Genomic DNA, 13,795 nt, shown 5'->3' on the forward strand with positions numbered 1-13,795 from the left:
GCACGCGGCCTCGACGGGCTGCCAGAGGCGCGGTGGGCCGGGGGCGCGCGGGCCCTGGGGCGCGGTGGGCCGGGGGCGCCCGGACCCGGGGGCGCGCGGGTCCGCGGCCCGGCGCGCGCAGGCCCGCGGTCGGCCGGAACGGCGCCCCCCGGCCGGTCCGGTAGGGCGGCTCACGGTCGGAGTTTGTAGGGTGCCGGGCGCGCGGCCGGCCCGAGCCGGTCCATGGCGCCCAGGATGTGTCCGGGCGGCAGCTGCCAGCGCAGACGTGCGGGAATCCCGCGCAGCAAGGCGCCCGCCAGGCGCAGTCGCCGGGTGACGGTGGCGGGCTCGGGGGCCGGTCTGCCGTAGAGCTCGTGCGCGTACGGCGGCAGGGAGTCGTACGCCAGACGGGCCACCCGGCGCCACAACAGTCCGCGCGCGGGGACCAGGAGGGGGTGCGTGGGCGGGCGGAGCAGGAAGGCGTCCACCTCGTGCGCCTCGGCCCCCGCGGCCAGTTCGGGGCGTATGCGCGTGAAGTAGGCGGCCAGCTCGGCCCGGTCTGCGGGTGCGGCGTCGGGGTCGAGGCCCACCAGTCGGGCGCTGTGCCGGTGTTCGGCGAGGTAGCGGTCGGCGTGGGCGTCCGTGAGCGGGTAGCCGGAGCGGCGCAGGACGTGCAGATAGGAGTCGATCTCGGCGCAGTGCACCCACAGCAGCAGCGCGGGTTCGTCGACGCCGTAGCGTTCGCCGGTGTCGGGGTCGGTCGCCCCGAGCATGCGGTGGATCCCGCGCACCCGGGCGCCGGCCCGCTCGGCGGCCTCGGTGGTGCCGTACGTCGTCGTGCCAACGAAGCCCGCGGTGCGCATCAGCCGGCCCCAGGCGTCCCGCCGGAAGTCGCTGTTCTGCGTCACACCGCGCACGGCGCGCGGATGCAGTGCCTGGAGGTACAGGGCGCGGATGCCGGCGATCCACATCATCGGGTCGCCGTGCGCCTGCCAGGTCACCGAGTCCGGTCCGAACAGTCCCGGATCACCGGTCGTCCGCGTCGCCGTCATACCGGAAGGCTAACGCCCCGCATCCCGCGGCCCCAGGGCCTGAACGCCTCGAGTCCTCGGGCCCCGCGGCCTCAGCGCAGGGTGGCGAGGAAGTCCCCGCAGGCCCGGGCGCAGGCCCGGCACGCCTCCGCGGTGTCCTCCGCCCCGGGATGCTCGTCGAAGACGTGCGCGCTCTCCAGGCACACCTGCCGGCACCACTCGAGCTGGACGCGGATCACGGCCTCGTCGACCTGGTTCTGCTCGGACAGCACCCGGCAGGTCGCGTCGCAGACCTCCGCGCACATGATGCCCTTGCGCCGTACGAGTTCCTGGTTCTCGGTCCCGTCCGGGTCCACGAGGCTCGCCCGCAGCGCGCACGCCCTCGCGCACTCCGTGCACGCCTGTGCACAAGCGAAGCGGTCCTCCAGGAAACGGAACAGTTCCTGCTGGGAAGTCGTCGTCGATGTCACATCGCGCGGGTTGCCGCTGCGGTCGCCGCCAAACCGTCGGGGCCGGTGTTCCCGGGTCTCGCGGGCGTTTTCCGGTCGGCGGACCGGGCACCCGCGGACTCTCCCGATGCCGGTGCCGACTCTCCCGGTTCCGGTGACGGCGGAGAACGTCCGAGACCTACGGAGGTACGCGACATGCCGGGACGACAGGAACTGCCGTCGACCCTGGAGCGCTCCCCCCGGGACGCCCAGCGCACGTGGATCAAGGCCCATGACTCGGCCGTGGAGGAGTACGGGGAGGGCGAGCGGGCCCACCGCGTGGCCTACGGGGCGCTCAAGCACACGCACGAGAAGGTCGGCGACCACTGGGAACGCAAGGAGGGCGGCCGCAGGGGTCCCTCCGACCCGCAGTCCGGGCGGCCCCGGCAGCAGGGCGGGCGCAGCGGCGAGGGCGTCGACGAGAAGGCCTCGAAGGAGCACCTGTACGGCGTCGCGAAACGGCTGGGCGTGGCGGGCAGGTCGCGGATGTCGAAGGCGGATCTGCTCGCGGCGATCCGGAAGGCCAACCGTTCGCAGACGCGAGCGTCCCGGTCGAGGTGAGCGGGTTGCCGACGCGGTCCGGGGGTACCCGCGTTCCATGACCAACGCATGGATGGACCTGGCCGCGGGATCGGGCGGGATCGGTATCGGCATCGGTGTCGCGGCCGTCGTGGTCGTGGCCCTGTTGATCGGCGCGTTCGCGTTCGGCAGCCGCCAGAAGCGCAAGGAATCGCCGCCGCCGCGCCCCGACGAGCAGCCCCGTATGCCCGAGGGCGGTCCCGTCCGGGAGACCCAGGAGCACCGGGAGCCCGAGGAGATGCCCCACAGCGACGAGCGGACGCTGCCGCACGACCTCGGACACCAGGGCAGCCGCACCTCCTCCGGGCAGGAGCGGCCCCGCTGGGACGAGGGCAGCAGCGGCTCGTTCGGCAGCGGCGGACCCGGCGGCCGCTGACACACGGCCGGACGGGGTGCGACGCGTCGGAACGCCCCGGCCCGCAGAACCAACCGGCTGTGCACCGGACCAGCGCATCAGCGCATCAGCGGCAGGTTACGAGTGTCAGCCTCGCTCCACGCCTGTGCCGTCCTCGCCCGAGGACGGCGGCGGCCGGCCCGTCACCGGGCCGGCCGCCGGTCGGTCGAGCGGCTGCGCGCCCGTGGTCACCGACGCCGGTCCGGTTCGGCCGCGGCGCAGTCCGGGTTCCGGCAGGGGCCCGGGCGCCAGACCGGGACGTAGATGCCGAGCGTCTTGTGCCGTTTGACCTCTGTGGGGAGGGTGTGGCCGCAGGAGGGGCAGAGGGCCTCGCGTTCCGATGCGGCCTGGCGCGGTGCGGTCTTCGCTGTCTTGGTCCGTTGCGTGTGACTGCTCATGGTTCTCACGTCCACGGCGTTGAGGAGCTTTGGCGAGTCCTTTGCTCCCACTTTACGTTCCTGGGCGGAAGGGGGACAGTCCGGTGCCGTGCCGGCCGTTCAGCGCGGCTCGCTCTGTTGTCCTCGCGACGAGGGGAGCGCATCCTCCTCGGGGCCGCCGCCCGCGTCCCCGTCGACCGTGTCGGCGGGACGCCTCATACTCAGGACCACCGACGCCGCGAGGATCACCACGATCACGGCGAGGCTCACCGGGGACGGGATCTCCGGCACGGACGGGCTGACCATCTTGTGCAGCGCCTGGAGAATGAGCTTGACGCCGATGAACCCGAGGATGATCGCCAGGCCCTTGCTCAGGTAGTGGAAGCGGTCCAGCAGCCCGGAGAGCATGAAGTACAGGGCCCGCAGACCGAGGATGGCGAACGCGTTGCTGGTGTAGACGATGAAGGCGTCGTCGCTGACGGCGAGCACGGCCGGCACGCTGTCCACCGCGAAGATCAGGTCGGCGGCCTCGATGGCGGCGACGACGGCGAGCAGCGGCGTCGCCACGTGCTTGCCCGCCTCCTTCACGAAGAACTTCGCACCGACGTAGGTGTCACGGACGGGGATCACCTTGCGCAGCAGCCGGACGGCGAAGCTCCGGCCCGGATCGAAGCTCTCCTCCTCGCCCCTGAGGATCTTGTAGACGCTGTAGAAGAGGATGGCCGCGAAGACGAACAGCACGGCGGTGAACCGGCTGACCACGGCCACGCCGGCGGCGAGGAAGATGCCGCGGAACACCAGGGCGCCGATGACGCCGAAGAAGAGAACCCGGTGCTGGTAGGCGCGGGGCACTTTGAAGTAGGCGAAGATCAGGGCGAAGACGAAGAGGTTGTCGACGGAGAGGCTCTTCTCCAGCAGCCACGCGGTGGTGTACTCGGTGCCCGCCGTGGTGCCGAGGACGAGGAAGACGACCACGCCGAAGACCAGGGCGAGTCCGACCCACAGGCCGCTCCAGGCCGCCGCTTCCCTGAAGCCGATGACGTGCGCGCTGCGGTGGGCCAGCAGGTCGACGGCGAGGGATACGACCACGGTCGCGGCGAAGGCTGTCCAGAGCCAGAACGGCACATCGAGCATGCGGGCCTCGCAGTGGCTTGCAGGGAAGTCCCCCTACGTCCGAGTGTGCACCACGTGAGTCCTCAGCGTTCCTCGGGCCGAGGGTCGCGGCGCAGCCCTGCGGACGTCGCCCCGTCGGCCTTGGCCGCGTCTGCCAGGGCCTGGGCGGCGGCTTCCGCGGCCTGGGCCGTGTCGTTGGCGGCCTGGGCGCCGCCGTCGTCGGAGTGGTTCTCGCGGGTGGCGGGCGACTGCGGCAGCGATTCGGTGAAGGCGCGGGACACGCCCTGCAGGGCGGAGGTGACCTCGCTGGGGATGACCCAGAAGGTGCTGCCCGGTCCCTGGGCGAGCTGCGGCAGTACCTGGAGGTACTGGTAGGCGAGGAGCTTGGGGTCGGGGTCGTTGCGGTGCACGGCCTGGAAGACCTCGTCGATGGCCCGGGACTGGCCCTCGGCCTTGAGGATCTCGGCCGTGCGGTTGCCCTCCGCGCGCAGGACCGCGGCCTGCTTGTCGCCCTCGGCGGTGAGGATCTGCGACTGGCGCTGCCCCTCCGCACCGAGGATCGCGGCCCGCTTGTCCCGCTCGGCGCGCATCTGCTTCTGCATGGCGTCCTTGATGGACTGCGGAGGGTCGATGGCCTTGATCTCCACCCGGTTCACGCGCAGCCCCCACTTGCCGGTGGCCTCGTCGAGCACGCCGCGCAGTTGGCTGTTGATGGTGTCCCGCGAGGTGAGCGTCTTCTCCAGGTCCATGGACCCGACGACATTGCGCAGGGTGGTGACGGTGAGCTGCTCGACCGCCTGGAGGAAGTTCATGATCTCGTAGAAGGCCGCGCGCGGATCGGTGACCTGGAAATACAGCACGGTGTCGATCTCGACGACCAGGTTGTCCTCGGTGATGACGGGCTGCGGTTTGAAGGAGACGACCTGCTCCCGCAGATCGATCACCGGATAGACGCGGTCGATGTACGGGATGACGAGGCTCAGGCCGGGTTTCAGGGTGCGGTGGTAGCGGCCGAGCCGTTCGACATTGCGGGCGCGGGCCTGGGGCACGATGCGTACCGCCCGCACCACGGTGAATACCGCGAGAAGCGCGACGATCACGCCCGCGACGAGGAACGCCGAGACTTCCATGGTCACTCCCGGGGATAGACGAGTGCGGTGCTGCCGCTGATCTCCATGACGTCGACGGTCGCCCCCTGGGGAATCACCAGCGTCTCGTCATAGGAGCGGGCTGTCCACTCCTCGCCGCCGATGCGCACCCTGCCGTCCCTGCCCGACACCTCCGACACCACGTAGGCGGCACTGCCCACCAGGGCGTCCACACCGAACCGCGCCGACTGGGGACGCAGCACGTGCCGCAGGGCGACGGGACGCACGAACAGGACGGTGACCGTGGCGACGACCGTGAAAACCACGAACTGGAAGGGCGCCGAAAGCCCGGCCGCGGCGGCTCCGGCCGTGATCAGCGCGGCCGCTCCCAGCATTCCGAGAGCGGCGGTGAGAGTGAATATCTCCGCCACGAACAGAACCGCCGCGATGATCAGCCAGATGAGCCATGGATCCATTACGACCCCCTCCAGAAAGGTGCGGGTACGCGAATGGCAGGACGACTACGTTAAATTGTGATTTTACCTGCTCACCGAAGAAAATGACCCCTTCGGTTCCTTGATGTGTCAGTCCACCACCAGGACGACCTCCAGGGTCCGGGGACCGTGGACGCCCTCGACCCGGTCGAGTTCGATGTCGCTCGTGGCGGACGGGCCGGAGATCCAGGTGGTCGGGCGGGTGGGGTCCAGGCGCGGCAGGGCCTGCGGGAGGGAGGGGACCACTTGAGCGGACACGTCCACGACGCACAGGTGCAGGTCCGGGATGAGGGTGAGGGCGCGCCGGCCCTGCCCCGGTCCGGCGTCGAGAATGACGGTGCCGGTCTCCGCGACGGCGAGGGCGCAGCCGGTGACCACGGCGTCGACGGAGTCGAGCTCGGCCGGGGTCAGGGGGACGTCGTCGGAGCGCCGGCCGGCTTCCGACTCGGCCAGCCAGGCGTCGGGCAGGCCCGGCGGCACGACGACGGAACGGACGCCGTGGCCGGCGAGGATGCGGCCGATGAGTGACGCCAGCCCCTGCCGGGTGCTGCGGTGCACGACAGCCCGGTAGTCGGCGAGGTTCTCGTGGAGGAGGTCGAGCACCGCGGCGGGGTCGTCGGGGGTGTGGCTCGCGCGGTAGTCCCGCACGACCTCGGGGGCCTCGGGCGCGTCGGCCAGCGCCCTGCGCACACGGCCCAGGACGCGGTCGCGGGAGGAGGGCTCGGGTGTCATGCGCGGTTCTTCTTCCACCAGTCACGGAACGGTTCGGCCGGCAGGTCCGGCAGGTCACGGCTGTTGGTCCACTGACGCGCCCCGGGGCCGGGGAGCCGGTCGGGGTGCAGCTTGCGGGTCCTGGAGGCGAGTCGTTCGCCGGCGGTCAGGGCGGCGGGGTGGTCGAGGAGCCAGGTCGCCGCCTTCATCGCGGCCCGTTCCAGACGGTGCCCCTTGCCGCCCTGGTCTGCGACCTTCTCCCGGAGGTGGACCAGGACTTCCGGGATGTCGATGGCGACCGGGCAGACGTCGTAGCAGGCGCCGCACAGGGAGGACGCGTAGGGCAGGGAGGCGTCGATCTCGCTTGCGGTGCCCCGCAGCTGGGGGCTGAGGATGGCGCCGATCGGGCCCGGATACACCGAGCCGTAGGCGTGGCCGCCGGCCCGCTCGTAGACCGGGCAGACGTTCAGGCACGCCGAGCAGCGGATGCAGCGCAGTGCCTGGCGGCCGACCTCGTCGGCGAGGGTGTCGGTGCGGCCGTTGTCCAGCAGGACCAGGTGGAAGGCCCGGGGGCCGTCGCCGTCGGTGGTGCCCGTCCACATCGTGGTGTAGGGGTTCATGCGCTCGGCCGTCGAGGACCGGGGCAGGAGCTGGAGGAAGATCTCCAGGTCGCGCCAGGTGGGCACGACCTTCTCGATGCCGACGACGGAGATCAGGGTCTCGGGCAGGGTCAGGCACATCCGGCCGTTGCCCTCGGACTCCACGACGACCAGGGTGCCGGTCTCGGCGACCATGAAGTTGGCCCCCGAGATGCCGACCTTGGCCCGCAGGAACTTCTCCCGCAGGTGCAGCCGCGCCGCCTCCGCGAGTTCTACGGGGGCGTCGGTCAGGCCCTCGGGCGCCGGACGGCCCCACGCGCCCATCTCGGCGCGGAAGACGTCCCGGATCTCACCGCGGTTGCGGTGGATGGCCGGCACCAGGATGTGCGAGGGCCGGTCCCGGCCCAACTGCACGATCAGCTCGGCCAGATCGGTCTCGTAGGCGTGGATGCCCTCGGCCTCCAGCGCCTCGTTGAGACCGATCTCCTGCGTCGCCATCGACTTGACCTTGACGACCTCGCTCTCACCGGTCGCCTTGACCAGGTCCGCGACGATCCGGTTGGCCTCGTCCGCGTCGGCGGCCCAGTGCACCGTTCCGCCGGCCGCCGTGACCGCCGCCTCCACCTGCAGCAGGTACCGGTCGAGGTGGCGCAGGGTGTGGTCCTTGACCCGCTTCCCCGCCTCGCGCAGCGCCGCCCAGTCGTCCAGTTCGGCGACCGCCCGTGCCCGCTTGTCCCGGATGGTGTGCGTGGCGTGCCGCAGGTTGCCCCGCAGCGTCGCATCCCGCACGGCCCCCCGCGCCGCCTCGGGAAAGGACGGCATTCCCAGATAGGTCCCACTCATCGCAGCGGCTCCTCTTCCGTGCTCGCGAGAATCTCGGCGAGGTGCAGGGCCCGCTGCGGGGCGTCCTGTCGGCGCAGCATGCCGCCGATGTGCATGAGGCACGAGTTGTCGGCGCCGCACAGCACGTCCGCGTCCGTGGACAGGGCGTTGCGGATCTTGTCGTCGCCCATCGCCTCGGAGACGTCGGCGTTCTTCACGGCGAAGGTGCCGCCGAAGCCGCAGCACTCCTCGGCTCCCGGCAGTTCGACCAGTTCCAGTCCCCTGACCGCCCGCAGCAGCCGGCGCGGCCGGTCGCCCAGGCCGAGCATGCGCAGTCCGTGGCAGGAGGGGTGGTAGGTGACCGTGTGGGGGAAGTAGGCCCCCACGTCCGTCACCCCGAGCACGTCGACGAGGAACTCGGTCAGCTCGTGGACGTGCGGCACGAGGGAGGCGGCCGCGTCCGCCAGATCCCGGCCACGGCCCTCGGCCACCGCCTTGGCGCCGATCCTGGGGTAGTTGTCGCGGACCATGGCCACGCAGGAGCCGGAGGGGGTGACGACGTGGTCGTAGCCCTCGAAGGCCCGGGCCGTGCGGCGCACCAGGGGTTCGGTGGCGCGCCGGTAGCCGGTGTTGTACTGCGGCTGGCCGCAGCAGGTCTGCGCGGCGGGGAAGTCCACCTCGACGCCGAGGCGCTCCAGCACCTTGACCGTGGCGATGGCCGTGGACGGGTAGAGGGCGTCGTTGACGCAGGTGGCGAAGAGGGCTACGCGCATCAGGGTTCCGTTCGGGCGGGGGTGAGCCTGGCGGCGGCCGCGTCCCAGGCGACGCCGTCGCCGCGTGGACTGTAGCGCCTGAGGTGCTGGGTGGCGGCGACGAGCCGGCGCATCGCGGCCAGGTCGGCCACCCGTCCGGCGGCTCGGGCCTGGACGAGGATGTTGCCCAGGGCGGTGGCTTCGGTGGGCCCGGCGACGACGGGCAGGCCGGTGGCGTCGGCGGTGAGCCGGCAGAGCAGGTCGTTGCGCGAGCCGCCGCCGACGAGGTGGACGTGGGTGATGTCGCGGCCGGCGAGTTCGGCCGCCTGCCGCAGCGTGCGACGGTGGGCCAGTGCCAGGCTCTCCAGGATGCAGCGGACGACCGCGCCCTGGCCGGCGGGGGCCGGCTGGTCCGTACGGCGGCAGTAGGCGCGGATCCGTTCCGGCATGTCGCCCGGGGCGAGGAAGACCGGGTCGTCCGGGTCGATGATCGCGTCGAACGCCTGGGAGCGGGCGGCCTCGTCGAGGAGTACGGGGAGGTGGGTGGGCAGGCCCTGCGCGTCCCAGGTGCGGCGGCACTCCTCCAGCAGCCACAGGCCCATGATGTTGCGGAGGTAGCGGACGGTGCCGTCCACGCCCAGTTCGTTGGTGAAGTTCGCGGCCCGGGACGCCTCGGTCAGCACCGGGGAGTCCAGTTCGAGTCCGGCCAGGGACCAGGTGCCGCACGAGATGTAGGCGAAGTGCGGTTCGGTGGCCGGGACCGCGGCCACGGCGGAGGCGGTGTCGTGCGAGGCGACGGTGACGACCGGGGTGCCCTCGTCGAGGCCGGTGTGGGCCGCGACGTGGGGCAGGAGGGTGCCGGCCGGGTCGCCGGGACGGCGCAGGGGCGGCAGCAGGGCGGGGTCGACGGGGAGCCGGTCGAGGAGCTCGGCGGACCAGGTGCCCGTGCGGGCGTCGAAGAGGCCCGTGGTGGAGGCGTTGGTCGCCTCCGCCCCGATGGTCCCGGTCAGCCAGTGGACCAGCAGGTCCGGTACCAGCAGCAGGGTGCGGGCGGCGTCCGACTGGCTGCTGCCGGCCGCCGCGGCGAGCTGGAAGACGGTGTTGAACGGCAGGTGCTGCAGCCCGGTGATCCGGTACAGCTCCTCGGGCCCGACACGGGACCAGACCAACTGCGCGGCGTCGTCGGTGCGGCTGTCCCGGTAGTGGTACGGGGTCCCGAGGAGTGCGCCGTCGGCGTCGAGGAGCCCGTAGTCCACGGCCCACGTGTCCACTCCGATCGAGGCGACCGAGCCCGCCCGGGCGGCCTCCCGCAGGCCGTCCAGGGTCCCCTGGAAGAGGGCGAGCAGGTTCCAGTGCAGTCCGTCGGGCAGGCGTACGGGAGTGTTGGGGAAGCGGTGGACCTCGGTCAGGTCGAGGTGGTCCGGCCCGACGCGGCCGAGGATCACCCGTCCGCTGGTGGCCCCGAGGTCGACCGCGGCGAACGCCGAGGGGAAGGCCGAGGAGGCCGGGGTGGTGGTCACGTGGTGGTACCTCCGCTGCGCGCGGCGCAAGTGGGGAGACGCTGGATGACTCGCTGAGGGGACGCTCTGGGGGCCCCGCTGAGGAGATGCTCTGAAGAGGCCCCCAGGGACCGCCCTCTGACGGGGCACTCTGAGAGAAGGCCTCGCAGAGACGCCCGCTGAGGGACGCCCTCCGAGAGGACGGGCGGAGTGCGGCACGATCACGCGGCCGGCGGGCCGGCGCGGGTGGCACGTCGGGGAGTGCGCCCCGGCGGTCGCGGGCGGTCGGCCCGCGATGCGCCCCGACGCCGCCGCGTGGGTCGCACCGGCGTCGGGGCGCGCTCCCGGGTCAGCGCAGGAAGGCCGCGGCGACGCCCGCGTCCACCGGGATGTGCAGCCCGGTGGTGTGGGTGAGGTCGCCCCCGGTGAGGGCGAAGACCGCGTTCGCCACGTGCTCGGGCAGCACCTCGCGCTTGAGCAGGGTGCGCTGGGCGTAGAACTCGCCGAGCTTCTCCTCCGCCACGCCGTACACGGCGGCGCGCTTGGCGCCCCAGCCTCCGGCGAAGATGCCCGACCCGCGGACGACTCCGTCGGGATTGACGCCGTTGACGCGGATGCCGTGCTCGCCGAGTTCGGCCGCCAGCAGCCGCACCTGGTGGGCCTGGTCGGCCTTGGTCGCCCCGTAGGCGATGTTGTTGGGTCCCGCGAAGACACCGTTCTTGGAGGCGATGTACACGATGTCGCCCCCGAGCTTCTGGGCGGTCATCACCCGGGCGGCCTCCCGGGAGACGAGGAAGGAGCCCCGGGCCATGATGGCGTGCTGGAGGTCCCAGTCCTTGGCCGTGGTCTCCAGCAGCGGCTTGGAGATGGAGATGCCGGCGTTGTTGACGACCAGGTCGACGCCGCCGAAGGCGAGGACGGCCTCGGCGAACGCGGCGGCGATCTGCTCCTCGCTGGTGACGTCCACCGTCACGGCGACGGCCCGGTCCGGCCCGCCGAGTTCCTCGGCCACGGCGGTCGCGCCCCGGGCGTCGAGGTCGGCGACCACGACGCAGGCGCCCTCCGCGACGAGCCGGTGGGCGATGGCCCTGCCGATGCCCGAGCCCGCGCCCGTGACCAGGGCGACCCGGGTGGCCAGCGGCTTGGGCGCCGGCATCCGGCGCAGCTTGGCCTCCTCCAGCTCCCAGTACTCGATGCGGAACTTCTCCGACTCCTCGATGGGGCTGTAGGAGGAGACGGCCTCGGCACCGCGCATCACGTTGATCGCGTTGACGTAGAACTCGCCGGCGACCCGGGCGGTCTGCTTGTCCTTGCCGAAGGAGAACATGCCCACGCCCGGCACCAGGACGATCGCGGGGTCGGCGCCGCGCATGGCCGGCGAGCCGGGGACGGCGTGCCGCTCGTAGTACGCCCGGTACTCCGCGCGGTACTCGGCGTGCAGCTCCGCCAGCCGGGCGATCGCCTGCTCCAGCGGCGCGCCGGCCGGCAGGTCGAGGACCAGCGGGCGGACCTTGGTGCGCAGGAAGTGGTCGGGGCAGGACGTGCCCAGGGCCGCGAGGCGCGGGTGCTCGGTGCGCGAGAGGAAGTCCAGCACCGCCTCGGAGTCCGTGAAGTGGCCGACCTGGGGCAGGTCGGCGGAGGCGATCGCGCGGACGTGCGGGGCGAGCGCGGCGGCACGGGCGCGCCGCTCCTCGTCGGGCAGCGGCTCGTAGCCCCCTCGTACCGGTCCGAAGGGTTCGGGGCGGCCCTTGTCGGCGAGGAAGGCCTCGGCGGTGCGGATGATGTGCAGCGAGTGGGACGCGCACTCCTCGGAGGTGGCGCCCCAGGCGGTGACACCGTGACCGCCGAGGATGCAGCCGATGGCCTGCGGGTTGGCCTCCTTGATCGCGGCGATGTCCAGGCCGAGCTGGAAGCCGGGCCGCCGCCACGGCACCCACACGACCCGGTCGCCGAAGCACTCCGCGGTCAGCTTCTCGCCGTCGGCCGCACAGGCCAGCGCGATGCCCGAGTCGGGGTGCAGGTGGTCCACGTGGGCCGCGTCGACCAGGCCGTGCATGGCGGTGTCGATGGACGGCGCGGCACCGCCCTTGCCGTGCAGGCAGTAGTCGAACGCGGCGACCATCTCGTCCTCGCGCTCGACGCCCGGGTAGACGCCTTTCAGGGCGTGCAGGCGGTCGAGTCGCAGGGCGGCCAGTCCCTCGGCCTTCAGGGTGCCCAGGTCGCCGCCGGAGCCCTTCACCCACAGCAGTTCCAGCTCGCCGCCGGTGACGGGGTCGGTGGCGGTGCCCTTGGCGGAGGTGTTGCCGCCCGCGTAGTTGGTGTTGCGCGGGTCCGCACCCAGCCGGTGCGAGCGCGCCAGGAGCTCGGCGACTTCGGGATGAACGGCGGAGGCCATGATGCCCTTTCCTTCGGGGTGAGGTGACGAGGGAGGGTGTCCGGGTCGCGCGCGGCGCGCCGGAGCGGCGGTCACGCGCCCCAGCCGGCCTGTTCGCCGCCCACGCGTTCGGCGGCGATCCGCTCCTGCCAGCCGCTGGCGCGGTAGGCGGCGACCGGGTCGGGACGCAGGCCCTTCTCCTCGCGGATCTCCGCCAGCAGCGGCCTGACGTCGGTGTTGTACGCGTCCATGAGGACGGCGTTGGACGCCAGGACGTCGCCCTCCGCCTGGGCCGCGGCCAGTGCCTCGTCGTCGATCAGCAGCGCCTTGGCGGTCGCTTCCTGGACGTTCATCACGGAACGGATGATCGCCGGGATCTTCGCCTCGATGTTGTGGCACTGGTCGAGCATGAAGGCCACGCCGGCGGCGGGGTCCAGGCCGCCGTTCTTGATGACCTCGTGGAGGATGCGGAAGAGCTGGAAGGGGTCGGCGGCACCGACCATCAGGTCGTCGTCGGCGTAGAAGCGGGAGTTGAAGTCGAAGCCGCCGAGCTTGCCCTCGCGGAGCAGGACCGCCACGATGAACTCGATGTTGGTGCCGGGCGCGTGGTGGCCGGTGTCCACGACGACCTGCGCCTTCTCCCCGAGCTTCAGGCAGTGCGCGTAGGCCGTGCCCCAGTCGGGCACGTCGGTCGTGTAGAACGCGGGCTCGAAGAACTTGTACTCCAGGAGCATCCGCCGGCCGTCCCCGAGCCGGTCGTAGACGGCCTGAAGCGCCTCGGCGAGCCGGTCCTGGCGGGCCGTGATGTCGTCCTGGCCGGGGTAGTTGGTGCCGTCGGCGAACCACAGTTTCAGGTCGCGGGAACCGGTGGCATCCATGATGTCGACGCACTCCATGAGGTGCGCGAGCGCCTTGCGCCGCACCGCGGCGTCCGGGTGGCAGACACTGCCGAGCCTGTAGGAGTCGTCCTGGAAGACGTTGGCGTTGATGGCGCCCAGTTCCAGGCCCCGCTCCTTCGCGTACGCGGCCAGCGCGGCGTAGTCGTCCACCTTGTCCCAGGGGATGTGCAGCGACACCCGGGGGGTGACACCGGTGAACTCGTGCACCTTGGCCGCGTCGTCCAGCTTCTCACGCGGTGTCCGCGGCACGCCGGGCTGCGCGAACACCTTGAAACGCGTCCCGGAGTTGCCGTAGCCCCAGGAAGGCGTCTCGACCCGCTGGTCTGCGAGTGCGGTTCTCACGGCAGTGATGTCAGGCATGTCCACCTCTAGATGCGCAAGCGGCCCCGTCGCGGGGGACGTGAATGACCTGGTTGTGTGAATCGATTCAGGCTGCCGCCGAAACTAGCCCGCGGCACATCCCCCGTCAAGGGCCGCCCCGGGGTTCGACCCCGCCATCGCCTGCCACTGAGCCGCATCTTGAGGGTGACCGGGTGAGTTCCGGACCCTTGACGCCCGGACGGCCGGGGGCTAGCTTCCCGGCAACCCTGTTGAAA

General features: G+C 72.0%; 13 protein-coding genes. 2 read left to right on the forward strand and 11 right to left on the reverse strand.

The annotated features are described in order from the left end of the window. Positions 1 to 170: 170 nt before the first annotated feature. Together ACVV2G_RS18550 and ACVV2G_RS18555 are read right to left on the reverse strand one after the other, a co-directional pair. Entirely contained in the window at positions 171 to 1,031 is an 861-nt protein-coding gene (locus ACVV2G_RS18550; protein ID WP_453843828.1) for an oxygenase MpaB family protein, read from the reverse strand. A gap of 71 nt (positions 1,032 to 1,102) precedes the next feature. Continuing rightward, positions 1,103 to 1,480 carry a four-helix bundle copper-binding protein gene (locus ACVV2G_RS18555; protein WP_453843829.1) on the reverse strand — a complete coding sequence of 126 codons (378 nt, stop codon included), beginning with the start codon at positions 1,478 to 1,480 and terminating at the stop codon, positions 1,103 to 1,105. A gap of 174 nt (positions 1,481 to 1,654) precedes the next feature. On the opposite strand from ACVV2G_RS18555, the gene ACVV2G_RS18560 reads away from it, so the two are divergent. Both ACVV2G_RS18560 and ACVV2G_RS18565 read left to right on the forward strand, forming a co-directional pair. Further along, positions 1,655 to 2,059, forward strand: coding sequence for a ChaB family protein (locus tag ACVV2G_RS18560; protein WP_453843830.1), 405 nt, complete (start codon positions 1,655 to 1,657; stop codon positions 2,057 to 2,059). A gap of 37 nt (positions 2,060 to 2,096) precedes the next feature. Continuing rightward, a complete protein-coding gene (locus ACVV2G_RS18565; RefSeq protein ID WP_453843831.1) occupies positions 2,097 to 2,453 on the forward strand; it encodes a DUF6479 family protein in 357 nt (118 codons plus the stop codon). Positions 2,454 to 2,968: 515 nt separating this feature from the next. Here the strand turns inward: ACVV2G_RS18565 and ACVV2G_RS18570 are convergent. From ACVV2G_RS18570 to rhaI, 9 genes are all read right to left on the reverse strand, one after another. Next, entirely contained in the window at positions 2,969 to 3,982 is a 1,014-nt protein-coding gene (locus ACVV2G_RS18570; RefSeq protein WP_453843832.1) for a TerC family protein, read from the reverse strand. A gap of 62 nt (positions 3,983 to 4,044) precedes the next feature. Continuing rightward, complete coding sequence (locus ACVV2G_RS18575) at positions 4,045 to 5,091, reverse strand: SPFH domain-containing protein (protein ID WP_453843833.1); 1,047 nt, start codon at positions 5,089 to 5,091, stop codon at positions 4,045 to 4,047. 2 nt (positions 5,092 to 5,093) lie between these two features. Next, on the reverse strand, positions 5,094 to 5,525 hold the full coding sequence (locus ACVV2G_RS18580) for an NfeD family protein (protein ID WP_453843834.1): 432 nt from the start codon (positions 5,523 to 5,525) through the stop codon (positions 5,094 to 5,096). A gap of 108 nt (positions 5,526 to 5,633) precedes the next feature. Then, positions 5,634 to 6,275: a LutC/YkgG family protein gene (locus ACVV2G_RS18585; RefSeq protein WP_453843835.1), complete on the reverse strand. Its 642-nt coding sequence runs from the start codon at positions 6,273 to 6,275 to the stop codon at positions 5,634 to 5,636. Beyond that, positions 6,272 to 7,696 carry a LutB/LldF family L-lactate oxidation iron-sulfur protein gene (locus tag ACVV2G_RS18590; RefSeq protein ID WP_453843836.1) on the reverse strand — a complete coding sequence of 475 codons (1,425 nt, stop codon included), beginning with the start codon at positions 7,694 to 7,696 and terminating at the stop codon, positions 6,272 to 6,274. Before ACVV2G_RS18590 ends, ACVV2G_RS18585 begins: the two co-directional genes overlap by 4 nt. Then, on the reverse strand, positions 7,693 to 8,448 hold the full coding sequence (locus tag ACVV2G_RS18595; protein WP_453843837.1) for a (Fe-S)-binding protein: 756 nt from the start codon (positions 8,446 to 8,448) through the stop codon (positions 7,693 to 7,695). The genes ACVV2G_RS18590 and ACVV2G_RS18595 overlap by 4 nt, the downstream gene beginning before the upstream one ends. Next, a complete protein-coding gene (locus ACVV2G_RS18600; RefSeq protein WP_453843838.1) occupies positions 8,448 to 9,947 on the reverse strand; it encodes a rhamnulokinase in 1,500 nt (499 codons plus the stop codon). The genes ACVV2G_RS18595 and ACVV2G_RS18600 overlap by 1 nt, the downstream gene beginning before the upstream one ends. A 328-nt stretch (positions 9,948 to 10,275) precedes the next feature. After that, positions 10,276 to 12,321: a bifunctional aldolase/short-chain dehydrogenase gene (locus ACVV2G_RS18605; protein ID WP_453843839.1), complete on the reverse strand. Its 2,046-nt coding sequence runs from the start codon at positions 12,319 to 12,321 to the stop codon at positions 10,276 to 10,278. Positions 12,322 to 12,392: 71 nt separating this feature from the next. After that, on the reverse strand, positions 12,393 to 13,559 hold the full coding sequence (gene rhaI / locus ACVV2G_RS18610; RefSeq protein ID WP_453843840.1) for an L-rhamnose isomerase: 1,167 nt from the start codon (positions 13,557 to 13,559) through the stop codon (positions 12,393 to 12,395). Between the last annotated feature and the right edge of the window lie 236 nt (positions 13,560 to 13,795).

This window comes from Streptomyces sp. JK94 (assembly GCF_053613315.1).

Excerpts from the sequence above, each read along its gene's own strand:
- ACVV2G_RS18550 (WP_453843828.1), bottom strand. The coding sequence starts at position 1,031 with ATGACGGCGACGCGGACGACCGGTGATCCGGGACTGTTCGGACCGGAC.
- ACVV2G_RS18560 (WP_453843830.1), top strand. The coding sequence starts at position 1,655 with ATGCCGGGACGACAGGAACTGCCGTCGACCCTGGAGCGCTCCCCCCGG.
- ACVV2G_RS18565 (WP_453843831.1), top strand. The coding sequence starts at position 2,097 with ATGACCAACGCATGGATGGACCTGGCCGCGGGATCGGGCGGGATCGGT.
- ACVV2G_RS18570 (WP_453843832.1), bottom strand. The coding sequence starts at position 3,982 with ATGCTCGATGTGCCGTTCTGGCTCTGGACAGCCTTCGCCGCGACCGTG.
- ACVV2G_RS18575 (WP_453843833.1), bottom strand. The coding sequence starts at position 5,091 with ATGGAAGTCTCGGCGTTCCTCGTCGCGGGCGTGATCGTCGCGCTTCTC.
- ACVV2G_RS18580 (WP_453843834.1), bottom strand. The coding sequence starts at position 5,525 with ATGGATCCATGGCTCATCTGGCTGATCATCGCGGCGGTTCTGTTCGTG.
- ACVV2G_RS18585 (WP_453843835.1), bottom strand. The coding sequence starts at position 6,275 with ATGACACCCGAGCCCTCCTCCCGCGACCGCGTCCTGGGCCGTGTGCGC.
- ACVV2G_RS18590 (WP_453843836.1), bottom strand. The coding sequence starts at position 7,696 with ATGAGTGGGACCTATCTGGGAATGCCGTCCTTTCCCGAGGCGGCGCGG.
- ACVV2G_RS18595 (WP_453843837.1), bottom strand. The coding sequence starts at position 8,448 with ATGCGCGTAGCCCTCTTCGCCACCTGCGTCAACGACGCCCTCTACCCG.
- ACVV2G_RS18605 (WP_453843839.1), bottom strand. The coding sequence starts at position 12,321 with ATGGCCTCCGCCGTTCATCCCGAAGTCGCCGAGCTCCTGGCGCGCTCG.
- rhaI (WP_453843840.1), bottom strand. The coding sequence starts at position 13,559 with ATGCCTGACATCACTGCCGTGAGAACCGCACTCGCAGACCAGCGGGTC.